18 protein-coding genes and 1 pseudogene are annotated in these 19,388 nt (G+C 74.1%); 7 read left to right on the forward strand and 12 right to left on the reverse strand.

The window, feature by feature from the left end; all coding sequences use genetic code 11:
• The first annotated feature begins 51 nt into the window (after positions 1 to 51).
• Positions 52 to 1,173, forward strand: a complete 1,122-nt coding sequence (locus ACZ6TB_RS40470) for a 5-methyltetrahydropteroyltriglutamate--homocysteine S-methyltransferase (protein ID WP_465564409.1) — start codon at positions 52 to 54, stop codon at positions 1,171 to 1,173.
• Here ACZ6TB_RS40470 and ACZ6TB_RS40475 read toward each other — a convergent pair.
• The 3 genes from ACZ6TB_RS40475 to ACZ6TB_RS40485 are packed head-to-tail and all read right to left on the reverse strand — an operon-like array spanning position 1,170 to position 2,994.
• The gene (locus ACZ6TB_RS40475) at positions 1,170 to 1,772 is read right to left on the reverse strand and encodes a hypothetical protein (RefSeq protein ID WP_465564412.1); all 603 of its coding nucleotides are present in this window, start codon (positions 1,770 to 1,772) and stop codon (positions 1,170 to 1,172) included. The genes ACZ6TB_RS40470 and ACZ6TB_RS40475 overlap by 4 nt on opposite strands.
• A complete protein-coding gene (locus ACZ6TB_RS40480; RefSeq protein WP_465564415.1) occupies positions 1,769 to 2,302 on the reverse strand; it encodes an RNA polymerase sigma factor in 534 nt (177 codons plus the stop codon). The genes ACZ6TB_RS40475 and ACZ6TB_RS40480 overlap by 4 nt, the downstream gene beginning before the upstream one ends.
• A gap of 41 nt (positions 2,303 to 2,343) precedes the next feature.
• Entirely contained in the window at positions 2,344 to 2,994 is a 651-nt protein-coding gene (locus ACZ6TB_RS40485; protein ID WP_465564417.1) for a TetR/AcrR family transcriptional regulator, read from the reverse strand.
• A gap of 20 nt (positions 2,995 to 3,014) precedes the next feature.
• Between ACZ6TB_RS40485 and ACZ6TB_RS40490 the strand changes: the two genes are divergently transcribed.
• Both ACZ6TB_RS40490 and ACZ6TB_RS40495 read left to right on the forward strand, forming a co-directional pair.
• On the forward strand, positions 3,015 to 3,686 hold the full coding sequence (locus ACZ6TB_RS40490) for a DUF4386 domain-containing protein (RefSeq protein ID WP_465564420.1): 672 nt from the start codon (positions 3,015 to 3,017) through the stop codon (positions 3,684 to 3,686).
• Positions 3,687 to 3,775: 89 nt separating this feature from the next.
• A complete protein-coding gene (locus ACZ6TB_RS40495; protein ID WP_465564422.1) occupies positions 3,776 to 4,015 on the forward strand; it encodes a bleomycin resistance protein in 240 nt (79 codons plus the stop codon).
• A 9-nt stretch (positions 4,016 to 4,024) separates the two neighbouring features.
• Here ACZ6TB_RS40495 and ACZ6TB_RS40500 read toward each other — a convergent pair whose 3' ends face one another.
• The 7 genes and pseudogenes from ACZ6TB_RS40500 to ACZ6TB_RS40530 all read right to left on the reverse strand — a co-directional run bounded on the left by ACZ6TB_RS40500 (position 4,025) and on the right by ACZ6TB_RS40530 (position 13,093).
• The gene (locus ACZ6TB_RS40500; RefSeq protein WP_465564425.1) at positions 4,025 to 4,636 is read right to left on the reverse strand and encodes an MBL fold metallo-hydrolase; all 612 of its coding nucleotides are present in this window, start codon (positions 4,634 to 4,636) and stop codon (positions 4,025 to 4,027) included.
• 4 nt (positions 4,637 to 4,640) lie between these two features.
• Positions 4,641 to 5,135, reverse strand: a complete 495-nt coding sequence (locus ACZ6TB_RS40505) for a GTP-binding protein (RefSeq protein ID WP_465564788.1) — start codon at positions 5,133 to 5,135, stop codon at positions 4,641 to 4,643.
• Positions 5,136 to 6,029: 894 nt separating this feature from the next.
• Positions 6,030 to 7,322 (reverse strand): annotated as a pseudogene (locus ACZ6TB_RS40510) (SAV_2336 N-terminal domain-related protein); the annotation flags it as partial.
• A gap of 64 nt (positions 7,323 to 7,386) precedes the next feature.
• Positions 7,387 to 8,370, reverse strand: a complete 984-nt coding sequence (locus ACZ6TB_RS40515) for an AAA family ATPase (RefSeq protein ID WP_465564428.1) — start codon at positions 8,368 to 8,370, stop codon at positions 7,387 to 7,389.
• Entirely contained in the window at positions 8,363 to 10,234 is a 1,872-nt protein-coding gene (locus ACZ6TB_RS40520; protein ID WP_465564430.1) for a VMAP-C domain-containing protein, read from the reverse strand. The genes ACZ6TB_RS40515 and ACZ6TB_RS40520 overlap by 8 nt, the downstream gene beginning before the upstream one ends.
• Before the next feature lie 64 nt (positions 10,235 to 10,298).
• Positions 10,299 to 12,017 (reverse strand): MOSC domain-containing protein, encoded by a 1,719-nt coding sequence (locus tag ACZ6TB_RS40525; RefSeq protein ID WP_465564433.1) that lies wholly within the window; start codon positions 12,015 to 12,017, stop codon positions 10,299 to 10,301.
• Positions 12,018 to 12,028: 11 nt separating this feature from the next.
• Positions 12,029 to 13,093, reverse strand: a complete 1,065-nt coding sequence (locus tag ACZ6TB_RS40530) for a glycosyltransferase (protein WP_465564435.1) — start codon at positions 13,091 to 13,093, stop codon at positions 12,029 to 12,031.
• A gap of 246 nt (positions 13,094 to 13,339) precedes the next feature.
• Between ACZ6TB_RS40530 and ACZ6TB_RS40535 the strand changes: the two genes are divergently transcribed.
• Genes ACZ6TB_RS40535 through ACZ6TB_RS40550 form a run of 4 tightly spaced genes read left to right on the forward strand, consistent with a single transcriptional unit; the run spans position 13,340 to position 18,149 of the window.
• Positions 13,340 to 15,244 (forward strand): polysaccharide biosynthesis protein, encoded by a 1,905-nt coding sequence (locus ACZ6TB_RS40535; protein WP_465564438.1) that lies wholly within the window; start codon positions 13,340 to 13,342, stop codon positions 15,242 to 15,244.
• Between the two features lies 1 nt (position 15,245).
• On the forward strand, positions 15,246 to 16,496 hold the full coding sequence (locus tag ACZ6TB_RS40540; protein WP_465564441.1) for a nucleotide sugar dehydrogenase: 1,251 nt from the start codon (positions 15,246 to 15,248) through the stop codon (positions 16,494 to 16,496).
• A complete protein-coding gene (locus ACZ6TB_RS40545; protein WP_465564444.1) occupies positions 16,493 to 17,116 on the forward strand; it encodes a sugar transferase in 624 nt (207 codons plus the stop codon). Before ACZ6TB_RS40540 ends, ACZ6TB_RS40545 begins: the two co-directional genes overlap by 4 nt.
• Positions 17,106 to 18,149, forward strand: coding sequence for a hypothetical protein (locus tag ACZ6TB_RS40550; RefSeq protein ID WP_465564446.1), 1,044 nt, complete (start codon positions 17,106 to 17,108; stop codon positions 18,147 to 18,149). The genes ACZ6TB_RS40545 and ACZ6TB_RS40550 overlap by 11 nt, the downstream gene beginning before the upstream one ends.
• Before the next feature lie 27 nt (positions 18,150 to 18,176).
• Here the strand turns inward: ACZ6TB_RS40550 and ACZ6TB_RS40555 are convergent, their stop codons facing one another.
• Both ACZ6TB_RS40555 and ACZ6TB_RS40560 read right to left on the reverse strand, forming a co-directional pair.
• Positions 18,177 to 18,572 (reverse strand): ester cyclase, encoded by a 396-nt coding sequence (locus ACZ6TB_RS40555; RefSeq protein ID WP_465564448.1) that lies wholly within the window; start codon positions 18,570 to 18,572, stop codon positions 18,177 to 18,179.
• The gene (locus tag ACZ6TB_RS40560; RefSeq protein WP_465564451.1) at positions 18,569 to 19,357 is read right to left on the reverse strand and encodes a MerR family transcriptional regulator; all 789 of its coding nucleotides are present in this window, start codon (positions 19,355 to 19,357) and stop codon (positions 18,569 to 18,571) included. Before ACZ6TB_RS40560 ends, ACZ6TB_RS40555 begins: the two co-directional genes overlap by 4 nt.
• Between the last annotated feature and the right edge of the window lie 31 nt (positions 19,358 to 19,388).

Raw genomic sequence — 19,388 nt, forward strand, 5'->3', positions numbered from 1 at the left:
TCTTGCGACATCGTGGACAGACGGCCGGGTCCCGGGCGTAAGCTGCCCGGCATGGCGCCCCGCGAGAATCCCCCGTTCCGGGCCGACCACGTCGGCAGTCTGCTGCGGCCCGCCCGGCTGCTCGACGCGCGGCGCAGACGCGCCACCGGCGAGATCGACGCCGGCGAGCTGCGCGCGATCGAGGACGACGCGATCCGCGACGTGGTCCGCATGCAGCGCGACGCCGGCCTGCGCTCGGCCACCGACGGCGAGTTCCGGCGCACCTCCTGGCACATGGACTTCATCTACCGCCTCGGCGGCGTGCACCCGACCGACGACAAGATCCAGGTGCATTTCCGCAACGCCGACGGCGAGCTCGACTTCGAGTCGGCGGCGCTCGCGATCGACGGGCCGGTGCGGCTCAACGAGACCATCTTCGGCGACGACTTCGCGTTCCTCGCCGACACGGTCGGCCCGGATGTCACCGCCAAGCTGACCATCCCGTCGCCGAGCATGGTGCATTACCGCGGGGGCATGGCGGCGATCGACCCGGCCGTCTACCCCGACCACGAGCAGTTCTGGGCCGACCTGTCGGCCGCCTACGCCGAGCAGGTGCGCCGGGTCGCCGCGCTCGGCTGCCGCTATCTCCAGCTCGACGACACCAGCCTCGCCTACCTGAACGACCCGGCCCAGCGGCGGCTGCTCACCGAGCGCGGCGACGACGCCGAGCACCAGCACCTGCGCTACATCAAGCAGATCAACGCGGCGATCGCCGACCGGCCGGCCGGGCTGCACGTCACGACCCACATGTGCCGGGGCAACTTCCGCTCGTCGTGGGCGGCCGAGGGCGGGTACGACTTCGTGGCCGAGGCCCTGTTCAGCGAGCTCGCCGTGGACGGGTTCTTCCTCGAGTACGACGACGACCGCTCCGGCGGCTTCGCCCCGCTGCGTTTCGTGCCGCCCGGCAAGATGGTGGTGCTCGGCCTCGTCACCACCAAGCGCGGCGTCCTCGAGTCGAAGGACACGCTGAAGCGCCGGATCGACGAGGCGAGCAAGTACGTCCCGCTCGAGCAGCTCTGCCTCTCCCCGCAGTGCGGCTTCTCCTCGACCGTCGAGGGCAACGTGCTCAGCTACGACGAGGAGGTCGCCAAGCTGCGCCTGATCGTCGAGACGGCCGAGGAGGTCTGGGGCTAGAACGCCGCGTCGTAGAGCTCCCGCAGGCCGGGAGTGGCAGCCTCGCCGCTGTAGCCGCAGATCATCACGTTCCCCTGGGCCGAGGCGATCAGATAGGCCCGGCCGACCGCGAAGGGGCTGCCGCCGAGCAGCTGCTCGGAGCTGTCGTCGACCTGCGCCACCGTGATCTCGGCGAACCGCGCGCCCTTGAACACCGTGGTCACCCGCAGTGTGACCATCCCGCGGGCGATGCCGGTCACCGTTCCCTCGACGGCGACATCGGCGGTGGCGGCCAGGAGCGCCGGTTCCGGTTCACGGCATTTCGCCCGTACGCCGGGAAGCCCGACCGTGGTGGACGGGCCGGCGGCCGGGGTCGAGGCCGCCGCGATCGGCGCCGTCGACGACGACGGCGGACGGGCCAGCCACCAGCCGCCGCCCGCGACGACCAGCACGACGGCGGCCGCGGCGAGCGGCCATCGCGCCGGGCTCCGGGGCACCGCGGTGACGCTGCTGCTCATGGTCTCTCCGATCAGATGCGTGACGCGGGCGGGAGGCGCCGGCGGCAGCGACGCCGCCGGATCCGCACGGCGCAGACGCGAACGCAGGTCGTCGTCGCTCATGGCCGCCTCCCCTCTCTCGTCTCGTCATGTCCGGCCGGGTCGGTCACCTTTCGCAGCTCCGCGCGCAATCTCCCCTTGGCCCGGTGCAGCCGGATGCTCGCCGCGTTCGCCGAGATGCCCAGCACCACGGCGATCTGCCCGGCGGCCAGGTCCTCCCAGGCCCACAGCCGCAGCAGCTCGGCGTCCTCGGCGCGCAGCGCGGCCAGCGCCACAGCCAGGTCGTCGTCGGGCGGCGCCGGCCCGTCGACGGCGCGCGGCGGCGGGTCGGCGGCCGCGATGCGGGCGGCCAGCCTTTGCTGGCGACGGCGGCCGCGCTCGGCGTTGGCCAGGCAGTGGCGGGCCACGCCGTAGACCCAGGGCAGGTGGTCGTCCGGGATCGCGCCGAGCCGCCGCCAGCAGACCAGCAGCGTCTCGGAGAGCACGTCGTCGGCGGTCGCCGGGTCGGTGCGCCGGGCCAGATAGCGGCGCACGGCGTCGATCACCCCGGGGGCGAGCGCCTCGAACCGCCGCCGGCGCGCGTCCACGTTCACAAGGTCCACCTTCGCTCATGTCCGGCAGCGGACCGGCCCTTTCAGCCCTCGCGGGCGCGGGCGAGGCCGTCGAGGAGCAGGTCGAGGGTGAACTCGAACTCGGTCTGGCTGTCGCACCAGCCGAGGGTGGGGTCGCCGGCCGCGTGCAGCTCGGCGGCGACCATCGCGGTCAGGTGCGGCAGCGTCGGGGCCAGGGCGGCCAATTCCTCGTCGGCCGTGTCGCCGGCGCTCACGCCGAACAGCTCGGGCACGAAGCCCAGCGTCATCGTGCCGAACGCGTGGATCGCCCGGTGGGCCAGGCTCGCCGGGAAGCCGGCCTCGAGCAGGGTGCCGATGATCGCGTCGTAGTAGGCGTAGACGGCGGGCGGGATCGAGGGCCGCGACGAGATCAGGCCGGGGGCCCACGGGTGGCGGAGCATCACCTCGCGCGCCGTCAGGAATCGGCGCCGGATGCTCGTACGCCAATCGGGAACTTGATCTTCTCCGACGGCGGCCGTGATCTCGCCGATGACCGACTCGGCCAGGCCGTCGAGCAGGCCCTCCTTGCCGGGCAGGTGGTAGTAGAGCGACATCGCCTCGACGCCGACCTCGGCCGCCAGCCGGCGCATCGTGAGCGCCTTGAGGCCCTCGGCGTCGGCCAGCGCGACGGCGGCCGCGAGGGTGCGCGACCGGCTCAGCGGTTCCCTTGACATCGTGCGTTACCTTACAACGTATGGCTACCTTACAACGTAAGGCACGCATCACCGGACTTCTCTATCTGGGCCTCGCCATCTCCGGCGCGGCCGGTTTCCTCACCCTCCGGCCCATGCTGTACGCGGCCGACAGCCCCGTCGCCACGTTGCAGCACCTGACCGACCACGCCTCCCTCGCCCGCGTCATCGTGGCGGTCGAGCTGCTCGTCGTGCTGACCCAGGCGCTCGCCGCGTTGTCCTTCCACCGGTTGTTCCGCGAACCGTGGATCGCCGCGTTCGGGCTGGTCAACGCCGCGGTCATCCTGGTCAGCGCGGCCCTGCTCGGCGCCGCCGCGGCGGTGGCCGCCGACCCGTTCGGCGACGCCGCCACCAGCGTGCAGCTCCTCTATCTGATCAGCGGCCACCTGTGGACCGCCGGCGGCATCTTCTTCGGGCTGTGGCTCATCCCGATGGGACAGAGCGTGCTGAGCACGGGCTGGATGCCGCGGGCGCTCGGCTGGGTGCTCATCGCCGGCGGCGTCGGGTACGTGCTGAGCGCCTTCGCCGCCTATCTGCTGCCGGGCCCGGTCAAGGACGTGCTCGCCGTGCCCGCGTCGATCGGCGAGTTCTGGATGATCGGGTACCTGCTGATCGTCGGCGTCCGCGCCCGGTCACGTGACGGTCATCCGGCCCTCGTGGCTTCGGGCACGTGAGCACGCCGAGTCAGGACCGGCCGCCCCCGGGTGATCGCCAGGGTCTCCCACGGGTGCGATGCCCGGCGTACGTGCGCGAAGGTGTTCCCATGAGTGACACGCGCAAGGACGTCGCCGAGCTCGCCGAGCTCCTGCACGAGACCTCCGAGCGGCACGGCGCCTTCGAGGCGGCCGCGCCGAAACACGACTGGTGGGACTGGTACGCCGCCTACCTGGACGCCCGGCAGCGCGGGGGCGCCCCGCAGGCCGCGGTCGCCGCCGCCGACGACTACATGGCCGAGGTCAAGAACGTGGTCCTGCCCCCGGACGTGGCCGCTTCGCGACGATGAGGCGATGAGCTAGATGCGCACCGACTCGCCGAGGGGGACGCGGGCGTAGTCGGTCCCGCCCTTCGCGTCCAGCCACCAGTCGAAGGAGTCGACGCCGACCTCGCTGAGGTGGGCGTCGTGGATGGGGAACGCGCGCCCCGGCTTGACCGCGCGGGCGAACTCGATCGCCGCGCCGAGCTTCAGCCACGGGCCGGACGCCGGAACCAGCAGGGTGTCGACCGGTTCGGCGGGCACGAACAACGAGTCGCCCGGGTGGTAGAGGCCGTCGACGATGAAGCCGACGTTGGGGCAGCCGGGCAGGCCGTCGATGATCTCGGCGTGCTCCCCGCCGACGACACGCACGCCGAAGCCGGCCGCGGTGAACGTGTCGCCGACGCCGACGGCGGTCACCCCGAGGGTGGCCGCCAGTTCGGCGTGCGTGTAGACGGCGAGGGCGGGGTCGGCGTCCCGCGCCGCCCGGAGCTCGTCGGCATCGATGTGGTCGTCGTGCTCGTGGGTGATGAGCACGGCGGTGGCGCCGGCCAGCAACCCGGTGCCGGACAGGGTGCCCGGGTCGATCACGAGCACTCCGTCGCTGCTCTCGAGGCGCACACAGGCGTGGCCGTGTTTCGTCAGACGCATGTGGTCAAGTTACCCGCCGGAGAATCGTGGCCATCGCGTGCTCGACGAGGCCGACCATGGCGGACCGCACCGACTCCCGGTCGCGCGGGTCGACGTGGACGATCGGGACGTCCGCTCCCACGGCGAGGGCGTTGCGCACGTCCGCGATGTCGGCGTCGGCCGCCTCCAGCGCGATGAGGTAGGGCAGCCCGCGGTTCTCGAAGTAGTCCAGCGGCACGAAGCAGTCGGCCAGGCGCCGGGTGTCGACCAGCACGATGGCGCCGATCGCGCCCCGGATCAGCTCGTCCCACATGAACCAGAACCGGGTCTGGCTCGGGGTGGCGAACAGATAGAGGACCATCTCGGGCGCGACCGTGATCCGGCCGAAGTCCATCGCGACGGTCGTGGTGCTTCCGCCGCCGGTCCCGGTCATGACGGCCTCGGTGGTGAGCGGCGTGATCTCCGAGACGGTGCCGATCAGGGACGCCTTCGCGTCGGCCGGGCCGCCGCTGATGATCATCTTGGCCGAGGTGACCGCGTGGTCGGACGGCTTCGGCGCGGCCGGCGACGGACGCGGCGGGGGTGGCTCGGTCACCGGCGTCAGGTTCAGGTCGGCGGGCAGCCATCGGCTCGCCTGGTCGGTCGTGGCGAAGCTCATCGGCAGCACGGCCTGCAGCTGCCGGAGGGTCCAGCAGTTCGCCGCGCCCGGCGGGGGACCGCGGAGCAGGTCGGCGATCCGGTCCGCGAAGGTCTCGTGCGCCTGGTGCGCGGCGGTGGGCGGGGTGTCGAGATAGAGCAGTGCCCCGCCCTCCGGCGGCAGCGGCGCGCCGCCCGGCACGCAGGCGTCGAGGATGACGATGGCCGGCCGGTTCAGGTCGCCGAGGGCCGCCCGCAGATCCGCGTAGGCGATCGAGCCCTCGGCGGCGGCCAGGCGCAGCTCGCCCGGCTCCGTCCGCTCGCCGTGGCCGTAGTAGTAGAGCAGCAGCGTCCCGGTGGTGCGCCCGGCGGCCTCGGTGACCTCGCGCAGGAGCGTCTCGGGACGGTCGGGGTTGATGACGACGCGCAGGTTCGCGGGCGGCAGGCCGGACGCGGTCACCAGCGCCTCGCCCAGCGCGACCAGCTCGCCCTGCGTCGTCGACCGGGCGTCGCCGTCCAGGCCGATCAGCAGGGCGTGGTCGTCGGAGCTGCTGAGCACGGTCGGGCCCCAGAGCGGATCGTGCACGCCGGAGCCGGTCAGCACCAGCGTTCCGGACGGGCGCGGCACCGTCTCCACGATGTCCGGCTCGCCGGTGCCGCGGGCCTGGGCGCGGGCGCGGATCCGGGCGAACGGCCGGCTCATCGGCAGCAGCCGGTGCGCGCCGCCGCTCGACGGCCGGGCCAGCAGGAGGCTCCCGCGGCCGATCCCGGCCTGCCGTTCCAGGTACTGCGAGACGCGGTGCTGGATCTCCTCGTACTCGTACTCCCGGAGCATGCCCAGCAGGATGTCGTGCACGCCCGGCGCGAACGAGTAGACCGGCTGGCCGAGGGCGCCGATCTGGGTCAGCAGGCCGCTGAACCACACCTCGGCCAGGTGCGACAGGCGGGCCTCGGGGAGCATCGCGGCCTGGACCACGCGCATCACGGCCGGGGTCAGCGGGACGGCGGCGAGGTAGCGGGCGAGCCGGAACGCCTCCGGGCTGGCCTCGGCCTGGAACCGCAGCAGCCGCTCGGGCGGCGTCAGGCCGGCCGGCGCCGGGTCGGCCGGGTCCGGCGTGCGGGCGGCGTCGAGGATCACCACGGCGGCGTCGACGCCGTCGGGGGCGGACTCCGCCATCAGCCCGGACCACCGCGCCAGCCAGCGGGGGTCGAGCTCGAGCACCGGCACGACCCCGGTGACCGGCGCGCCGCCCGGCGACCCGTAGCCGCGGAACTGAAGGGTCCGCCGGGCGATCAGGTGGCCGCGCACGGGCGGGAGGCCGGTCCGGCCCCAGAGTCGTTCCGGCAACGGCTGCACGATGGCGAGCCGGCCGTGCCGGGCCCATCGGGCGAGCACCCGCCGGGCCGGGCCGGCCTGCCACGCCGCGGCGACCCCGTCGGTCAGCAGCAGCACCAGGTCGCGGGCGGTGACGTCCTCGTCCGGGGCCGGGCGGCGGCCGGGATCGCGGACGGCGGTGACGCGCGGCTCGCCGCCGGGCGCGAAGGCGAGGTAGCGGACCCGGACCCGGCCGAAGGTGCCGCTCTGGGCCAGCGCCAGGGCGAGCTCGGCCGCCGTCTGCTCCCAGATCCGGCTCGCCTCGCCGCGGTCGACCACCAGGAGCAGGTCGAAGGCGGGCGTGACGGCCGGGCGCATGACCGGCAGCCAGCGCCGGCACTCGGCGAACCGCTCGGCCGTCGCGTCCTCGTCGAACTCCACGTCGCGGCGGGACGTGACGGTGCGCTTGAGCGGGCGGATCGCGCGCATGACCTCGCGGGCCGAGCGGAGGGCGCTGCCGGTGCGGGCGCGCACGTAGTCGGCCGTGATCGGGCGCTCGGCCGTGGTCACCGCCGGCCGGGGGCTCGCCTGCGGGACGTGCAGCGGGGTGTCGTCGCCGGCCTGCTCCGGGACGGGGATCAGCCGTACCGGCGCGGGTCGATTCTCCGGCGGAGGCGCGACCGGCGCGGGAGCGGGCCGCGGACGGGCGCCCGGATGCCCGGGGATGCGGGCGGCGAGCCAGAGTGCCTCCGACATCTCCAGCGGCGTGAGCGGGCAGCCGGCCGCGGACAGCGCCGCCTGCAGCCGGTCGGCGTCCACCTCAGCCCTCGGCGTCGAGGCTGCGCAGGACCAGCTCGGCGAGGTGCTCGCGGGTGCCGGGCGCGTGGCCGTTGGCGCTCGCGATCAGGTAGACGGTGTTGAGCAGCTGGTCGGTGGCGAGCTCGGCGTGGTCGCGGCGGGCCAGGAAGCGGTCGATGATGTCGGCCGCCGAGGCCGCCTCGGCGCGGCCCAGGTGCGCGGTGACGATCGCCTCGAGGCGGCTCTGGTCGGGCGGTTCGAGCTCCAGGCGCACGCACCGCCGCAGGAACGCCGGCGGGAACTCGCGCTCGCGGTTGCTGGTGAGGATGACCAGGGGGAACGCGCGGCACTCGACGCGGCCACCGGCCACGGTCACCGGCGGTCCGTCGTCGGCGGGCCGCACCCGTACCTCCGGGTGGGTGTCGGCGATCCGGGCCAGCTCTGGAATCTCGAACTCGCCCTCCTCGAAGACGTCGAGCAGGTCGTTGGGCAGGTCCATCTCGCTCTTGTCGATCTCGTCGATCAACAGGACCCGGGGGAGGTGGTACGGGGCCAGAGCCGTCCCGAGGGGGCCGAGGCGCATGAACCGGCCCGGGTCGGCCTCCACCTCGAGCCCGGCGCTGGCCTCCTCGATCCGCCCCACCGCGTCGTAGCGGTAGAGCCCGTCCCGGGTGGTCGACCGGCTGCTGATCGGCCAGCGCAGCACCGACCCGAGGCGCAGCTCCCGGGCGACGGCGTAGGCCAGGGTGGACTTGCCGGTGCCCGGATCGCCGCTCACCAGCAGCGGCCGGCGCAGGTAGAGGGCCGTGTTGACCTGGTCGACGGCTTTCTCGTCGACCCGGTAGGTGGTGGCGATCGACAGCCGCCGCCGGCGGGACGCGATGGCGTCGCGGTCGACGGCGAGCGGCGGCCCGCCGTCGAAGGTGCGCCACGGCGGCGGCTCGGGCAGCCGGTCGATGCCGTCGTGCGGCTCGGCCGTGCCGCGGTAGATCCACCAGTCAGACATCCCGTGTCCCCTCCTGCGGGTCGACCATCCGATCGTGCGGCGGGCGGCGGCGCGGGTCGTCCCACAGCAGCACGAGCCGCGCGCCGCAGTGCCCGTCGTCGCGCCGGCCGGCCGCCTCGTTGCGCAGCTCCCACACCCGCCGCGGCAGCTCCGGCCCGCGGATACCGGCCACCTCGCGGCCCAGGGCGTCGAGGAAGCGCCGCCCGTCGCACGCGCAGTCGGCCGGCCCGGCGCAGCCGACCCGCTGCCACAGCACGGCCGGCACCCCGGCGTGCAGCCCGACCTCCAGCGCCGGCCCGGTGCCCGAGCGCAGCGGCGAGCTGGACAGGGCGAGCACGGCGAGGTCGCCGCGCAGCTGGAGCCGGCCCTCCATCGCCTCGTGGTCGGCGTCGTCGTCGCAGCCGACCACGTCCATCACCGAGCCGACGAGGTCGCGCTGGAGGGCCTGGAACCGGCGTTCCCAGGCCCCGGCGCGGCGGCCGGGCGCGGCGCGGTCGACGTCGCGAATGACGGTCGGGTGGCGGCGGCCGAGCCGGGACCACGGCTGCGGCCAGGGGTTCCACGCCTCGAAGGCCTCGTCCATCAGCTCGGCCGGGACCAGGAACTCGATCATGACGGGCAGGTCGCCGGCGGTCTCGGCGAGCGCCTCGATCTGCTCCGGCAGCACCTCGAAGATCCGCCGCTTGACCTCGTCGAACGGCAGCGCCCGCGGGTCGGTGACGCGGGCGACGACCTCGCCGGAGGCGAGCCGGTGCCAGATGGTGAGCTCGTAGCGGGCGTGGTCCCGCCCGGACGGCCGCAGCCGGATCATCACCGACTCGACCTCGGCCGGCCGCTCCGGGGCGGCGAGGCAGGCCGTCATCTCGTCGCCGCGCCGCATGGCGCCCGCGGTCAGCAGCAGCCACCGGTTGAGGGGCTCGGCGGTTCCCGGCGCGGCGTCGGCGACCAGGCCCGCGACGTAGCGCAGCAGGTACGGCAGGCCGTCGCCGGGCATCAGCTCGGCCAGCTCGGTGGCGACGTCGCCGTGGTCGTGCAGCGGCAGGTGGTCCGGGGGCGCGGGCCAGGGCCGGGCGGCCTCGAGCCGGGCCGCGTGACCGCCCGCCACCGGCAGGCCGGCGAGCAGCCCGCGCAGCGTGCGGTCCTCGGCCGGGGTGAGCTCCCAGCGGCGGCGGCGGTGCCGCCCGGCGGCGCCCTCCTCGTCCTCGCCGAGCTCGTCGAGCAGGCGCGACCAGGGCCGGGTGGTGTCGGCGTGGTGGCGGTCGTGCCCGCGCACGACCCGGCGGTAGAGATCGCCGTCGGCGGTCCGCAGCCCGGCCAGCGGCGTCAGCAGCCCGCCGCGCGAGGCCCGGTCGTCGCGGGTGGTCTTGACCAGCGCGCAGACGCCGCCGGTGCGCAGGTTGAGCACCGGCCCGCCGGACATGCCGGGGGCGAGCTCGCCGGTGGCCACCTGGAGGAACCGGCCGTCCCGCCCGTCGTAGGCGGGCGTGGCGCCGACGATCGACCACCCCTGGCGGTACCGGTCGGCGTAGCCGAGGGCGTGCAGGTCGTCGCCGAGCCGGGGGACGCGGAAGTCGAGCTTGGCGCAGGGGTGCCCGGGGATGTCGACCGAGATGATCGCCAGGTCGGGGAAGCCGCGCACGGCCGTCCGCGCCGCGGTCTCGGGCGACACGAATTCCACCTTGAAGCCGTCGTACGCGCGGCCGTTCCACTCGATCGCCACGAGGTCGTCGGACTCCGCCACGTGGGCGCACGTGACCAGGTGTCCGGGCGCGACGAGCACGCCGCTTCCGCAGACGCCCCGGGCTCCGACGATCTTGACGACGCACTCCGTCAGGAGGCCGAGGAGGTGGTCCGCTGCGGCCATCACGTGATCCGATCAGGACCGCGGGACGGCGGCAAGGCCGAGGATTGTCCGAAAACCGACAGGCTCAGAGGTCGAGCACGACCGGGCCGCGCGGGCGGCTGGAGCAGATCAGCACGCTTCCCTCGGCCGGGGGATCGACCGGCTCGGTCGTGTACTCCACGTCGCCGGCGAGCAGGCCGCTCTCGCAGTTGTGGCACACCCCGACCCGGCACGACCAGCGGACCGGCACGTCGCACGCCTCGGCCAGGTCGAGCAGGCTGCCGGCGTCCGCGGGCCAGGGCACGGTCAGGTCGCTGCGGGCGAACGACACCGCGGGCCCGGCGCCGGGCTCGCCGGCCGGCGGGTGCGGCGGCCGGGACGGGGTCGCCCCGATGCCCGGGGTCAGGCCGGGCCGGGCGCCGAAGATCTCGGTGTGCACCCGCGCGCCCAACCCGGCCAGCGCCGCGGAGACGTCGGTGAGGAACGCGGCCGGGCCGCAGAGGTACGCGTCCGCGCCGGCCGGCAGCCGCAGCGTCCGCAGCAGGTCCGCCGTGAGCCGGCCGGTGCCGTCGAAATCCCGGTCGTCCGGCCCGGGCCGGCTGAGCACCACGTAGGAGTGCGCCCGGGGCAGGCCGCCCAGCAACGCGGCCGACTCGGCCCCGAACGGGCGGTCCGCGCCGTCGCGGGCGGCCTGCAACCACCACACCTCGCGCGGCGACTTCCCGGCGGCGAGGGCGTGGAGCATGGCCAGCACCGGCGTCGCGCCGACGCCGCCGCTGACCAGCAGCACGGGCGCCGTCCCCGGGGTGAGGACGAACGTTCCCCGCGGCGCCGCCGCCTCGACCAGGTCGCCCGGGTGGATGTGGGTGTGCAGGTAGCCGCTGGCCCGGCCGTGCGGCTCGCGCTTGACGCTGATCCGGTACCCGGCGTCGCCGGGCGGCCCGGAGAGCGAGTAGCTGCGGATGAGGCCGGCCCCGAGGCGCACGGTGAGGAACTGCCCGGGCAGCGCCGCCGGCATCGGCGCGCCGTCCGGGTCGGCCAGCCGCACCGAGGCGATCGTGCTGCTCTCGGCCTCGACCGCGGTCACCCGCAGCGGCCGGAACCCGGCCCAGGCCGGCGGCGGCGCGGCGGCGACCAGGCCGGCGTTGCCGGTGGCCGACTCCGGCTCGTCGAGCATCGCCCGGAACGAGCCCTGCCAGCCGGGGCTGAGGGCGGGGACGCGCAGCGCCTGCTCGATCCGCTCGCGCGGGTGGCCGGGCAGGTAGAGCAGGGCGTCCACCTCGGACACGGTCAGCGGCTCGGGGCCGTCGGCGACCTTGACGATCTCGTCCCCGGCCCGGACCTCGCCCTCCTCGATCACCCGGAAGTAGAAGCCGGGCCGGTGATGCTGGACGAGCAGGGCCGGCATGCGGGGCTCGTCCATCCGGATGCCGACCCGGTAGCAGGTGACGCGCGGCTGGGTCACCTCGAACAGGGCCGCTCCGATCCGGTAGCGGTCGCCGATGCGTACCTCGTCGTCGGGCAGGCCGTCGACCGTGAAGTTCTCGCCGAACTGGCCGTACGTGAAGTCGTCGCGGCCGAGGAACTTCTGCCAGTACCGGTACGAGTCGAGCTGGTACACGAAGACGGCCCGCATCTCGCCGCCGTGCCCGCCGAGGTCGCCCTGCCCGTCCCCGTCGATGTTGAGCCGCCGCACCATGGCCGGTCCCGCGACCGGTGACTTCCAGATGCCGGTGAAGACCGTGCGCCCGCGCCACTCGACGTCCTTGGGCTTGCCGACATTCACCGACCGCAGCGTCGCCATGCCGCCATTGTTCACCGGCCGGTGCGCGAGTAGACCCGGTCCACCTCGTCGGCCAGGTGATCGGCGTCATAGCGGGGGCCGGCCGTGCGGGCGGGCAGGCGCGCGCCCCGGCGCTCGGCCACGCAGAGCAGCTCGGCCCGCAGCCCGCGGGGGAGCGACTCGCGGTCGTGCGGGGTGAGCCGCTGGGCGCCCTCGACCGCGGCCCGCGCCGCGGCCAGCTCCTCCAGCGGCGGGCAGCGGGCGTAGAGCGCGGGCAGCCCGGCGGCGATGGCCTCCAGCACGACCAGGCCGAAGGTGTCCTCGCAGGGGGAGGCGAAGACGTCCATGGCGCAGAGCATCTCGCGGGCGTGGCCGACCGGGCCGGCGAACACGACGCGGCCGGCGATGCCCTCGATCGCGGCCAGCTTCTCCAGGGCGTCGCGGGCGGGGCCGTCGCCGACCAGCAGCAGGGTCGCGTCCGGCACCTCGGCGACGGCCCGGACCAGCCGGTCGAAGCGCTCGCCGGGCTCGAGCCGGCCGACGCCGCCGACCACGGCCGCGCCGGGGGCGATGCCGAGCCGGGAGCGGACGGCGGCGCGCAGGCGCGGGTCGTAGCGGAACTCGCCGGGCGCGACCGCCTTGGGGATCACCTCGATGCGCTCGTCCGGCACGCCCCAGTCGGCCAGCCGGCGGGCGACCGCGGCCGAGGCGGCGATGGTGACCTGGCCGAGCCGCTCGCCGGCCAGGTAGAGGCGGCCGGCGGTGTCGCCGAGGCGGTGCTCGGTGGCGACGACCCGGGGGACGCCGGCCAGGCGGGCGGCGAACCGGCCCGGCACGCAGGCCCGGTGGACGTGGGTGTGCACGAGGTCGAACCGGCCGTGCCGGATGAGGCGGCGCAGCGGGCCGACGACGGCCAGCCCGCGGCGGCCGGTGACCTCGTGCACGGTGGTGCCCCCGGCCCGCAGCGCGTCGGCGACCGCGCCCGGCGGGGACAGCGTGACGACCTCGCTCTCGTGCGGCAGGCGGTCCACCAGAAGGCGCAGCTGGTGCTCGGGGCCGCCCTCGTCGAGCGCGGTGATGACGTGCAGCACTCTCATCGCGGACTCCATTCCGGCACACCCGGAATTCGACGCTGCCAAACGGTGCGGTGCCAATAAAAGAAGCAAATGTCACGGGTAATGCGATGGTCATTCACTTTTTTCGGACGGCAAAACACCAGGTGAAGGCCATGTCATAGGCAACATGAGGCTTCCTCGCGTTGCTGATGACAATTGCTACTGTGGCCTGCCCGGCGCGACTGACACCCTCCGGAAAAGGGACGGAAATTGTCGCGAGGGGGGACCATGGAGGCTCGGCCGGTGTCCGGCGGAACCATGGACGAAACTACGCCCGGCGACTGGCGCCCGGGCGGCTCATGGCCCACGCCATGGCTCTGGGCCGCCCTCCCCGGACGAGCGGCGCGGGCCGGCGCCGACGCGCTGGCGCTCGCGGCCGCCATGCTGATCGCGACGCTGCTGCGCCACGACGGCCACCTGCAGTACCTGAACTGCTCGGGCCTGCTCGAGCTGGCCGCGGTCGCCGCCGTGGTGCAGACCCTCGCCGGCATCCACTTCGGCCTCTACACCGGCCGGTGGTCGTACGGCTGCTTCGAGGAGATCGCCGCGCTGGCCAAGACCGCCGCGGTGACCACGCCGGTGGTCTTCGTCCTCGACACCCTCCTGGGCCGGCTCGTGCCGCGCGCCGCGATCATCGGGTCCGGCCTGATCGCCCTCGTCCTCGCGGCCGGGGTGCGCTACGCCGTGCGCCTGCTGCACGACCAGCGCCTGCGGCCGTCGCCGGACGAGGGCACCCGGGTGGTGGTGATGGGCGCCGGCGAGGGGGCGGCCCAGGTGGTCCGCGCGATGCTGCGGACGCCGTCCAGCCCGTACGTCCCGGTCGCCCTGCTCGACGACGACCCCCGCAAGCGCGCCCTGCGGATCATGGGGGTGCCGGTGACCGGCAACCGGCACGCGCTGGCCCAGGTGATCAGCCGGTACGACGCCGACGCCGTGCTCATCGCGATCCCGAGCGCGAGCGCCGACCTCGTCCGCGAGCTGAGCGACCTGGCCGGCGCGCTCAACGTCGGCGTGCAGGTCGTGCCGCCGGTGGTCGAGCTGTTCGGCCGCGCCGTCAGCATCGAGGACATCCGCCCGGTCAGCCACGCCGACCTGCTCGGCCGCCGCGAGATCGGCATCGACCTGGCCGCGGTCGCCGGCTACCTGGAGGGCCGCCGGGTGCTGGTCACCGGGGCCGGCGGCTCGATCGGCTCCGAGCTGTGCCGGCAGATCGCCCAGTTCCGCCCGGAGCGGGTCGTGATGCTCGACCGCGACGAGTCCGGCCTGCACGCGGTGCAGCTCTCGATGGACGGCCGCGGCCTGCTCGACGACCGCAACCTGGTCGTCGCCGACATCCGCGACCAGCAGCGCCTCGACGAGGTGTTCCGCGAGCACCGGCCCCAGGTCGTCTTCCACGCCGCCGCCCTCAAACACCTGCCGCTGCTGGAGATGCACCCGTCCGAGGCGCTCAAGACCAACATCATCGGCACCTACCAGATGCTCCAGACCGCGCTGCGGCACGGCGTCGAGCGGTTCGTGAACATCTCCACCGACAAGGCCGCCGACCCGTGCAGCGTGCTCGGCTACTCCAAGCGCATCACCGAGCGGCTCACCGCGGCCGCCGACGAGTCGGCCGGCGGCACCTACTGCAGCGTCCGCTTCGGCAACGTGCTGGGCAGCCGCGGCTCGGTGCTGACCGCGTTCGAGGCGCAGGTGGCCAAGGGCGGCCCGATCACCGTCACCGACCCCGACGTGTCCCGCTTCTTCATGACCGTCCAGGAGGCGGTGCGGCTGGTCGTGCAGGCCGGCGCCGTGCACAGCGCGGGCGAGGTGCTCGTGCTCGACATGGGCGAGCCGGTGCGCATCGCCGACGTCGCCAAGCGGCTGGCCGACGCGGCCGACCGGCACATCCGGGTCGTCTACACCGGGCTGCGGCCCGGCGAGAAGCTCTGCGAGGTGCTGCTAGGCCCGGGCGAGGAGGACCGCCGGCCCCACCACCCGCTGCTGTCCCAGGTGCCGGTGCCGCCGCTGGACGGCGCGGTCCTCTCCCTGCTCGACCCCACCGCCCCGCGCCAGGACCTCATCGCGGTGCTGCGCTGGCTGGCCGAGAGCCCGGCCCTGTCCGCCGCCCACACCAGCAACGGAAGGCACTGACATGACCAAGGTCGTCGTCTGCGGGCAGGGCTACGTCGGCCTGCCGCTCGCCGTGCGGGCCGCGCAGGTGGGCCACGACGTGGTGGCGTTCGACATCGACGACGAGCGCATCAAGCGCCTCGCCGCCGGCGAGTCCTATGTCGACGACGTCCCCTCGTCGGTGCTGCGCTCCCTGGACTCCTTCCATCCCACCGCCGATCCCCGCTCGTGCGCCGGCTTCGACGTGGCGGTCATCGCCGTGCCCACCCCGCTGCGCGACGGGACGCCCGACCTCACGTACATCGAGGAGTCCGCCCGCACCCTCGCCCGTTTCCTCCGCCCCGGCGCCACCGTCGCGCTGGAGTCCACCACCTATCCCGGCACCACCGCCGAGCTGGTGGCGCCGCTGCTCGAGGAGGGCTCCGGGCTTCTCGCGGGCACGGACTTCTTCCTCGGCTACAGCCCCGAGCGCATCGACCCCGGCAACCGCGAGTGGAGCCTGGTCACCACCCCGAAGGTCGTCTCCGGCATCAACGAGCCTTCGTTGCGCGCGGTGCAGACCTTCTACGACACCGTCGTCGACCGCACGATCCCGGTCTCCGACACGCGCGTCGCCGAGCTCGCCAAGCTGCTCGAGAACACCTTCCGGCACGTCAACATCGCGCTGGTAAACGAGCTCGCGGTGTTCGCGCACGACCTCGGCATCGACGTCTGGGAGGCGATCGGTGCGGCGTCGACCAAGCCGTTCGGCTACATGCGGTTCGTGCCCGGCCCCGGCGTCGGCGGGCACTGCCTGCCGATCGACCCGTCCTACCTGAGCTGGCGCGTGCAGCGGACGCTCGGGCAGAGCTTCCGGTTCGTCGAGCTCGCCAACGACGTCAACAACCACATGCCCGATTACGTGGTACGCCGCCTGGTCGCGGCCCTGAATTCGCGGCGGAAAGCGGTCAACGGGTCCACGATTCTGCTGCTCGGGCTCGCGTACAAGAAGAACACCGGCGACGCGCGCGAGTCGCCCGCCCGCCGGATCGCCGCGCTGCTCCTGGAAATGGGCGCCGACGTCCGCGCCGCCGATCCGCACGTCGTCGAGGACGCGCACGTCGACCGCCGGGTCGCCCGCGTCCAGCCGACCGCTTCGCAGCTGGCCGACGCCGACGCCGTGTTGCTGCTCGCCGACCACGACGCCTTCGATCTCGACCTCGTCCTCCAGCACGCCGGGTACGTGCTCGACACCCGGCGCCGCCTCACCGGACCGAATGTGGAGTCGCTATGACCCGCAAGACCTGGAACCTCTTGATGGTGATGACCGCCGCCGTCGCGCTGCTCGTCCTCGCCCCCGTCATCCTGGTCATCGCCGCCTGGATCCGGGTCGCCGACGGCCGGGGCGTGCTGTTCAAGCAGGAGCGCGCCGGCAAGGACGGCGTTCCGTTCCGGATGTGGAAGTTCCGGACGATGGTGCACGACTCGGTGGCGATGGCCCGCGAGATCGGCCTCGCCGACCCGTTCGGCCTGCTCGAGAACGACCCCCGGATCACCCGCTGCGGCCGGTTCCTGCGCCGCACCAGCCTCGACGAGCTGCCGCAGCTGGTGAACGTGCTGACCGGCCGGATGAGCCTGGTCGGCCCGCGCCCGGACGTGCTGCCGCAGGTCGCCCACTACTCCCCGGACGATCGCCGCCGGCTCGAGGTCCGGCCCGGCATCACCGGGTGGGCGCAGGTGAACGGCCGCGAGGACATCCACTGGGAGCAGCGGTTCGTGCTCGACCGCTGGTACATCGACCACTGGTCGCCCGCGCTCGACCTGCGCATCCTGTGGCGTACGGCGACCTCGTTGCACCGCGGCGAGCCGCCGGTCCACGTCGACCAGCTCAACGTCCAGCGCAATGCCGCCTGAGATCGGCTCGGAGTTCCACTGGGATCCGGCCTCGGTCGGTGCGGCCGCCCCGTGGCTGCCGGCCGGGCACGAGCTGTTCGCCACCGGCTGCGGCGCCCTGATCTCGCTGCTGCGGATGCTGCGCCCGCGGGGGCGGCTGCACCTCCCGTCGTACTTCTGCATGGGCGTGGCCGAGGCGCTCTCGGCCGAGGTCCCGATCGCCTGGTACCGCCACCTGCCCGACGACGGTGGCCCGCGCCGGCCGACGCTGCGCGCCATCCCCGGTGACGTGGTGCTGGTGCAGAACCTGTTCGGCCGTGACGACCCGTTCGCCGGCGCCGATCCCGGGGTGGTGGTGATCGAGGACCATTCCCACGACCCGCTGAGCGCGTGGGCTTCGGACAGCCGCGCCGCGTACGCCGTGGCCTCGCTCCGCAAGACGTTGCCGGTGCCCGACGGCGGCCTGCTGTGGTCGCCGCAGTCGCAGGAGCTGCCGCGGCCGGCCGGCGAGGAGAGCGGTGGCGCCCAGCTCAAGCTGGCCGCCATGCTGCTCAAGTCGGCCTGGCTGGACGGCCGACCGGTGCCCAAGGACGACTTCCGGGCTCTCCAGCGGAACGGCGAGCACACGCTGCTCGGCAGTGCCGGCCCGGCCAGCGCCTTCACCGCCGCCGTGCTCCCGCTGCTGGACGCCCAGGGCCTGCGGGACCGCTCCGCCGCGAACGCCGCCTCGCTCCGCGCCCTGCTGCCGCCCTCGACGTCGGCGTGGCGGGTGCTCGGCGCCGGTTCGTTCCGTCTCCAGCTGGTCTGCCCGTCCGAGCCCGGTCGCGACGCGCTGGTGCGCCACCTGGCCGCGCACGGCATCTACGCGCCGGTGCACTGGCGGCAGGACCGCGGCGGCCTGTGGAGCGGGGACGGCAAGGCGGCCGGCCTGGCCGCCCGCATGCTCACCGTCCCCGTCGACCACCGCTGCTCGCCCAGTGACGTCCGCCGTCTCGCGGCCGTCCTGCTCGCCGCCGGCGCCCCGGCCCCGGTGCGGCCGCGTCAGCTGATCTGACGCGCGCCGGGCCCCGATCCGGCCCCGTCAGCTGATCTGACGGAACAGGGTCGCCATGTCGGAGCAGATCCACTCCTCGGCGATGAGCCCGTCGGCGATGCGATAGAACTCGAAGCTGACGTAGTCGATGGCGCGGCCGGTGGCGGGGATGCCCAGGAACTCGCCGGAGTGGGTGCCGCGGAACCGCAGCCGGAGCGCGACCTTGTCGTCGTCGGCGACGATGTCCTCGATCTGTGCCCGCAGGTCGGGGAAGGCCCGCCGCATCAGCTCGAAGCCCTCCCGCCACTCCTTGCTCCCGTGCCGGGGCTCCGGCATCTCGGCCAGGTTCATGATCAGATCCGGGGCGGTGAGCGCCATGCACGCGTCGCCGTCGCCGTCGTTGAACGCGTCGAAGGCGGCGCGTACCAGCTCGATGTTGGTCATGATGGTCTCCTCATCAACTCGGTGGCCCGTCGGATCGCGGCCGCCTGGGCGGGGGTGAAATCGGCGAAGAAGGCGGCCGCGAAGCCCTCGCCGGGTGCGTCGAAAAAGCCGTCCGGGATCTGGATGGCCTGCCGGGCCGGCTCCGGGATGGCCGCCACGACCGCCCGGGCCGCCGCCTCGACCCGCGGATCGTCGGTCTCCGCGTCGGCCAGCTCGTCGAGGAGCGCGTAGACCCCGTAGGCGCGTTCCGCGGCGGCCGGGTCGGATTCCAGCGTCCCGGTGAGCATGTCCATCCAGTCGGCGCCGTGGGCCGTGGAGACGGTCTCCAGCAGGGCCATCACCTCGCGGTCCTTCGCCGCCGCCGAGCCCGCCGCCGGGCCCGGCCCGTCCCCCTCGGGCATGCCGTGGAAGAACCCGGCCAGCCCGGGCGAGACCGGCGCCTGCTCGGACGGCATGCCGTCCTCGGCCTGCCGCAGCAGCTGGGCCAGCCGAGCCCGGCGCTTGCGGATGTCGGCTTCCTGGCCGGCCAGATCGGCGTCGAGCTCGCGCAGAATCTCGGTGAGATCCCGCTCGGCGTCGCCGGCCAGCACGTCGCCGACCTCGCCCAGGCTCAGGCCCACCTCGACGAGGCGCCGCACGCGGGCCAGCTCGACGGCGTCCCGCAGCGAGTACTCGCGGTAGCCGTTCCCCCGGCGCGCGGGCTCGGGCAGCAGGCCGATCCGGTGGTAGTGCCGGATGGCCCGGGTGCTGATACCGACCAGGTCGGCGAGTTCTCCGATCCGCATGCGTCCAGCAGACACCTTGACGCTGCGACAA

The sequence above is a fragment of the Actinoplanes sp. NPDC051537 genome, from assembly GCF_055586105.1.

Bases quoted from the DNA above. Each gene is read 5' to 3' on its own strand.
- ACZ6TB_RS40525 (WP_465564433.1), bottom strand. From the start codon at position 12,017: ATGGCGACGCTGCGGTCGGTGAATGTCGGCAAGCCCAAGGACGTCGAG.
- ACZ6TB_RS40555 (WP_465564448.1), bottom strand. From the start codon at position 18,572: ATGACCAACATCGAGCTGGTACGCGCCGCCTTCGACGCGTTCAACGAC.
- ACZ6TB_RS40495 (WP_465564422.1), top strand. From the start codon at position 3,776: ATGAGTGACACGCGCAAGGACGTCGCCGAGCTCGCCGAGCTCCTGCAC.
- ACZ6TB_RS40540 (WP_465564441.1), top strand. From the start codon at position 15,246: ATGACCAAGGTCGTCGTCTGCGGGCAGGGCTACGTCGGCCTGCCGCTC.
- ACZ6TB_RS40485 (WP_465564417.1), bottom strand. From the start codon at position 2,994: ATGTCAAGGGAACCGCTGAGCCGGTCGCGCACCCTCGCGGCCGCCGTC.
- ACZ6TB_RS40535 (WP_465564438.1), top strand. From the start codon at position 13,340: ATGGAGGCTCGGCCGGTGTCCGGCGGAACCATGGACGAAACTACGCCC.
- ACZ6TB_RS40530 (WP_465564435.1), bottom strand. From the start codon at position 13,093: ATGAGAGTGCTGCACGTCATCACCGCGCTCGACGAGGGCGGCCCCGAG.
- ACZ6TB_RS40560 (WP_465564451.1), bottom strand. From the start codon at position 19,357: ATGCGGATCGGAGAACTCGCCGACCTGGTCGGTATCAGCACCCGGGCC.
- ACZ6TB_RS40490 (WP_465564420.1), top strand. From the start codon at position 3,015: ATGGCTACCTTACAACGTAAGGCACGCATCACCGGACTTCTCTATCTG.
- ACZ6TB_RS40500 (WP_465564425.1), bottom strand. From the start codon at position 4,636: ATGCGTCTGACGAAACACGGCCACGCCTGTGTGCGCCTCGAGAGCAGC.
- ACZ6TB_RS40475 (WP_465564412.1), bottom strand. From the start codon at position 1,772: ATGAGCGACGACGACCTGCGTTCGCGTCTGCGCCGTGCGGATCCGGCG.
- ACZ6TB_RS40520 (WP_465564430.1), bottom strand. From the start codon at position 10,234: ATGGCCGCAGCGGACCACCTCCTCGGCCTCCTGACGGAGTGCGTCGTC.
- ACZ6TB_RS40470 (WP_465564409.1), top strand. From the start codon at position 52: ATGGCGCCCCGCGAGAATCCCCCGTTCCGGGCCGACCACGTCGGCAGT.
- ACZ6TB_RS40550 (WP_465564446.1), top strand. From the start codon at position 17,106: ATGCCGCCTGAGATCGGCTCGGAGTTCCACTGGGATCCGGCCTCGGTC.
- ACZ6TB_RS40505 (WP_465564788.1), bottom strand. From the start codon at position 5,135: ATGATCATCAGCGGCGGCCCGGCCGACGCGAAGGCGTCCCTGATCGGC.
- ACZ6TB_RS40515 (WP_465564428.1), bottom strand. From the start codon at position 8,370: ATGTCTGACTGGTGGATCTACCGCGGCACGGCCGAGCCGCACGACGGC.
- ACZ6TB_RS40545 (WP_465564444.1), top strand. From the start codon at position 16,493: ATGACCCGCAAGACCTGGAACCTCTTGATGGTGATGACCGCCGCCGTC.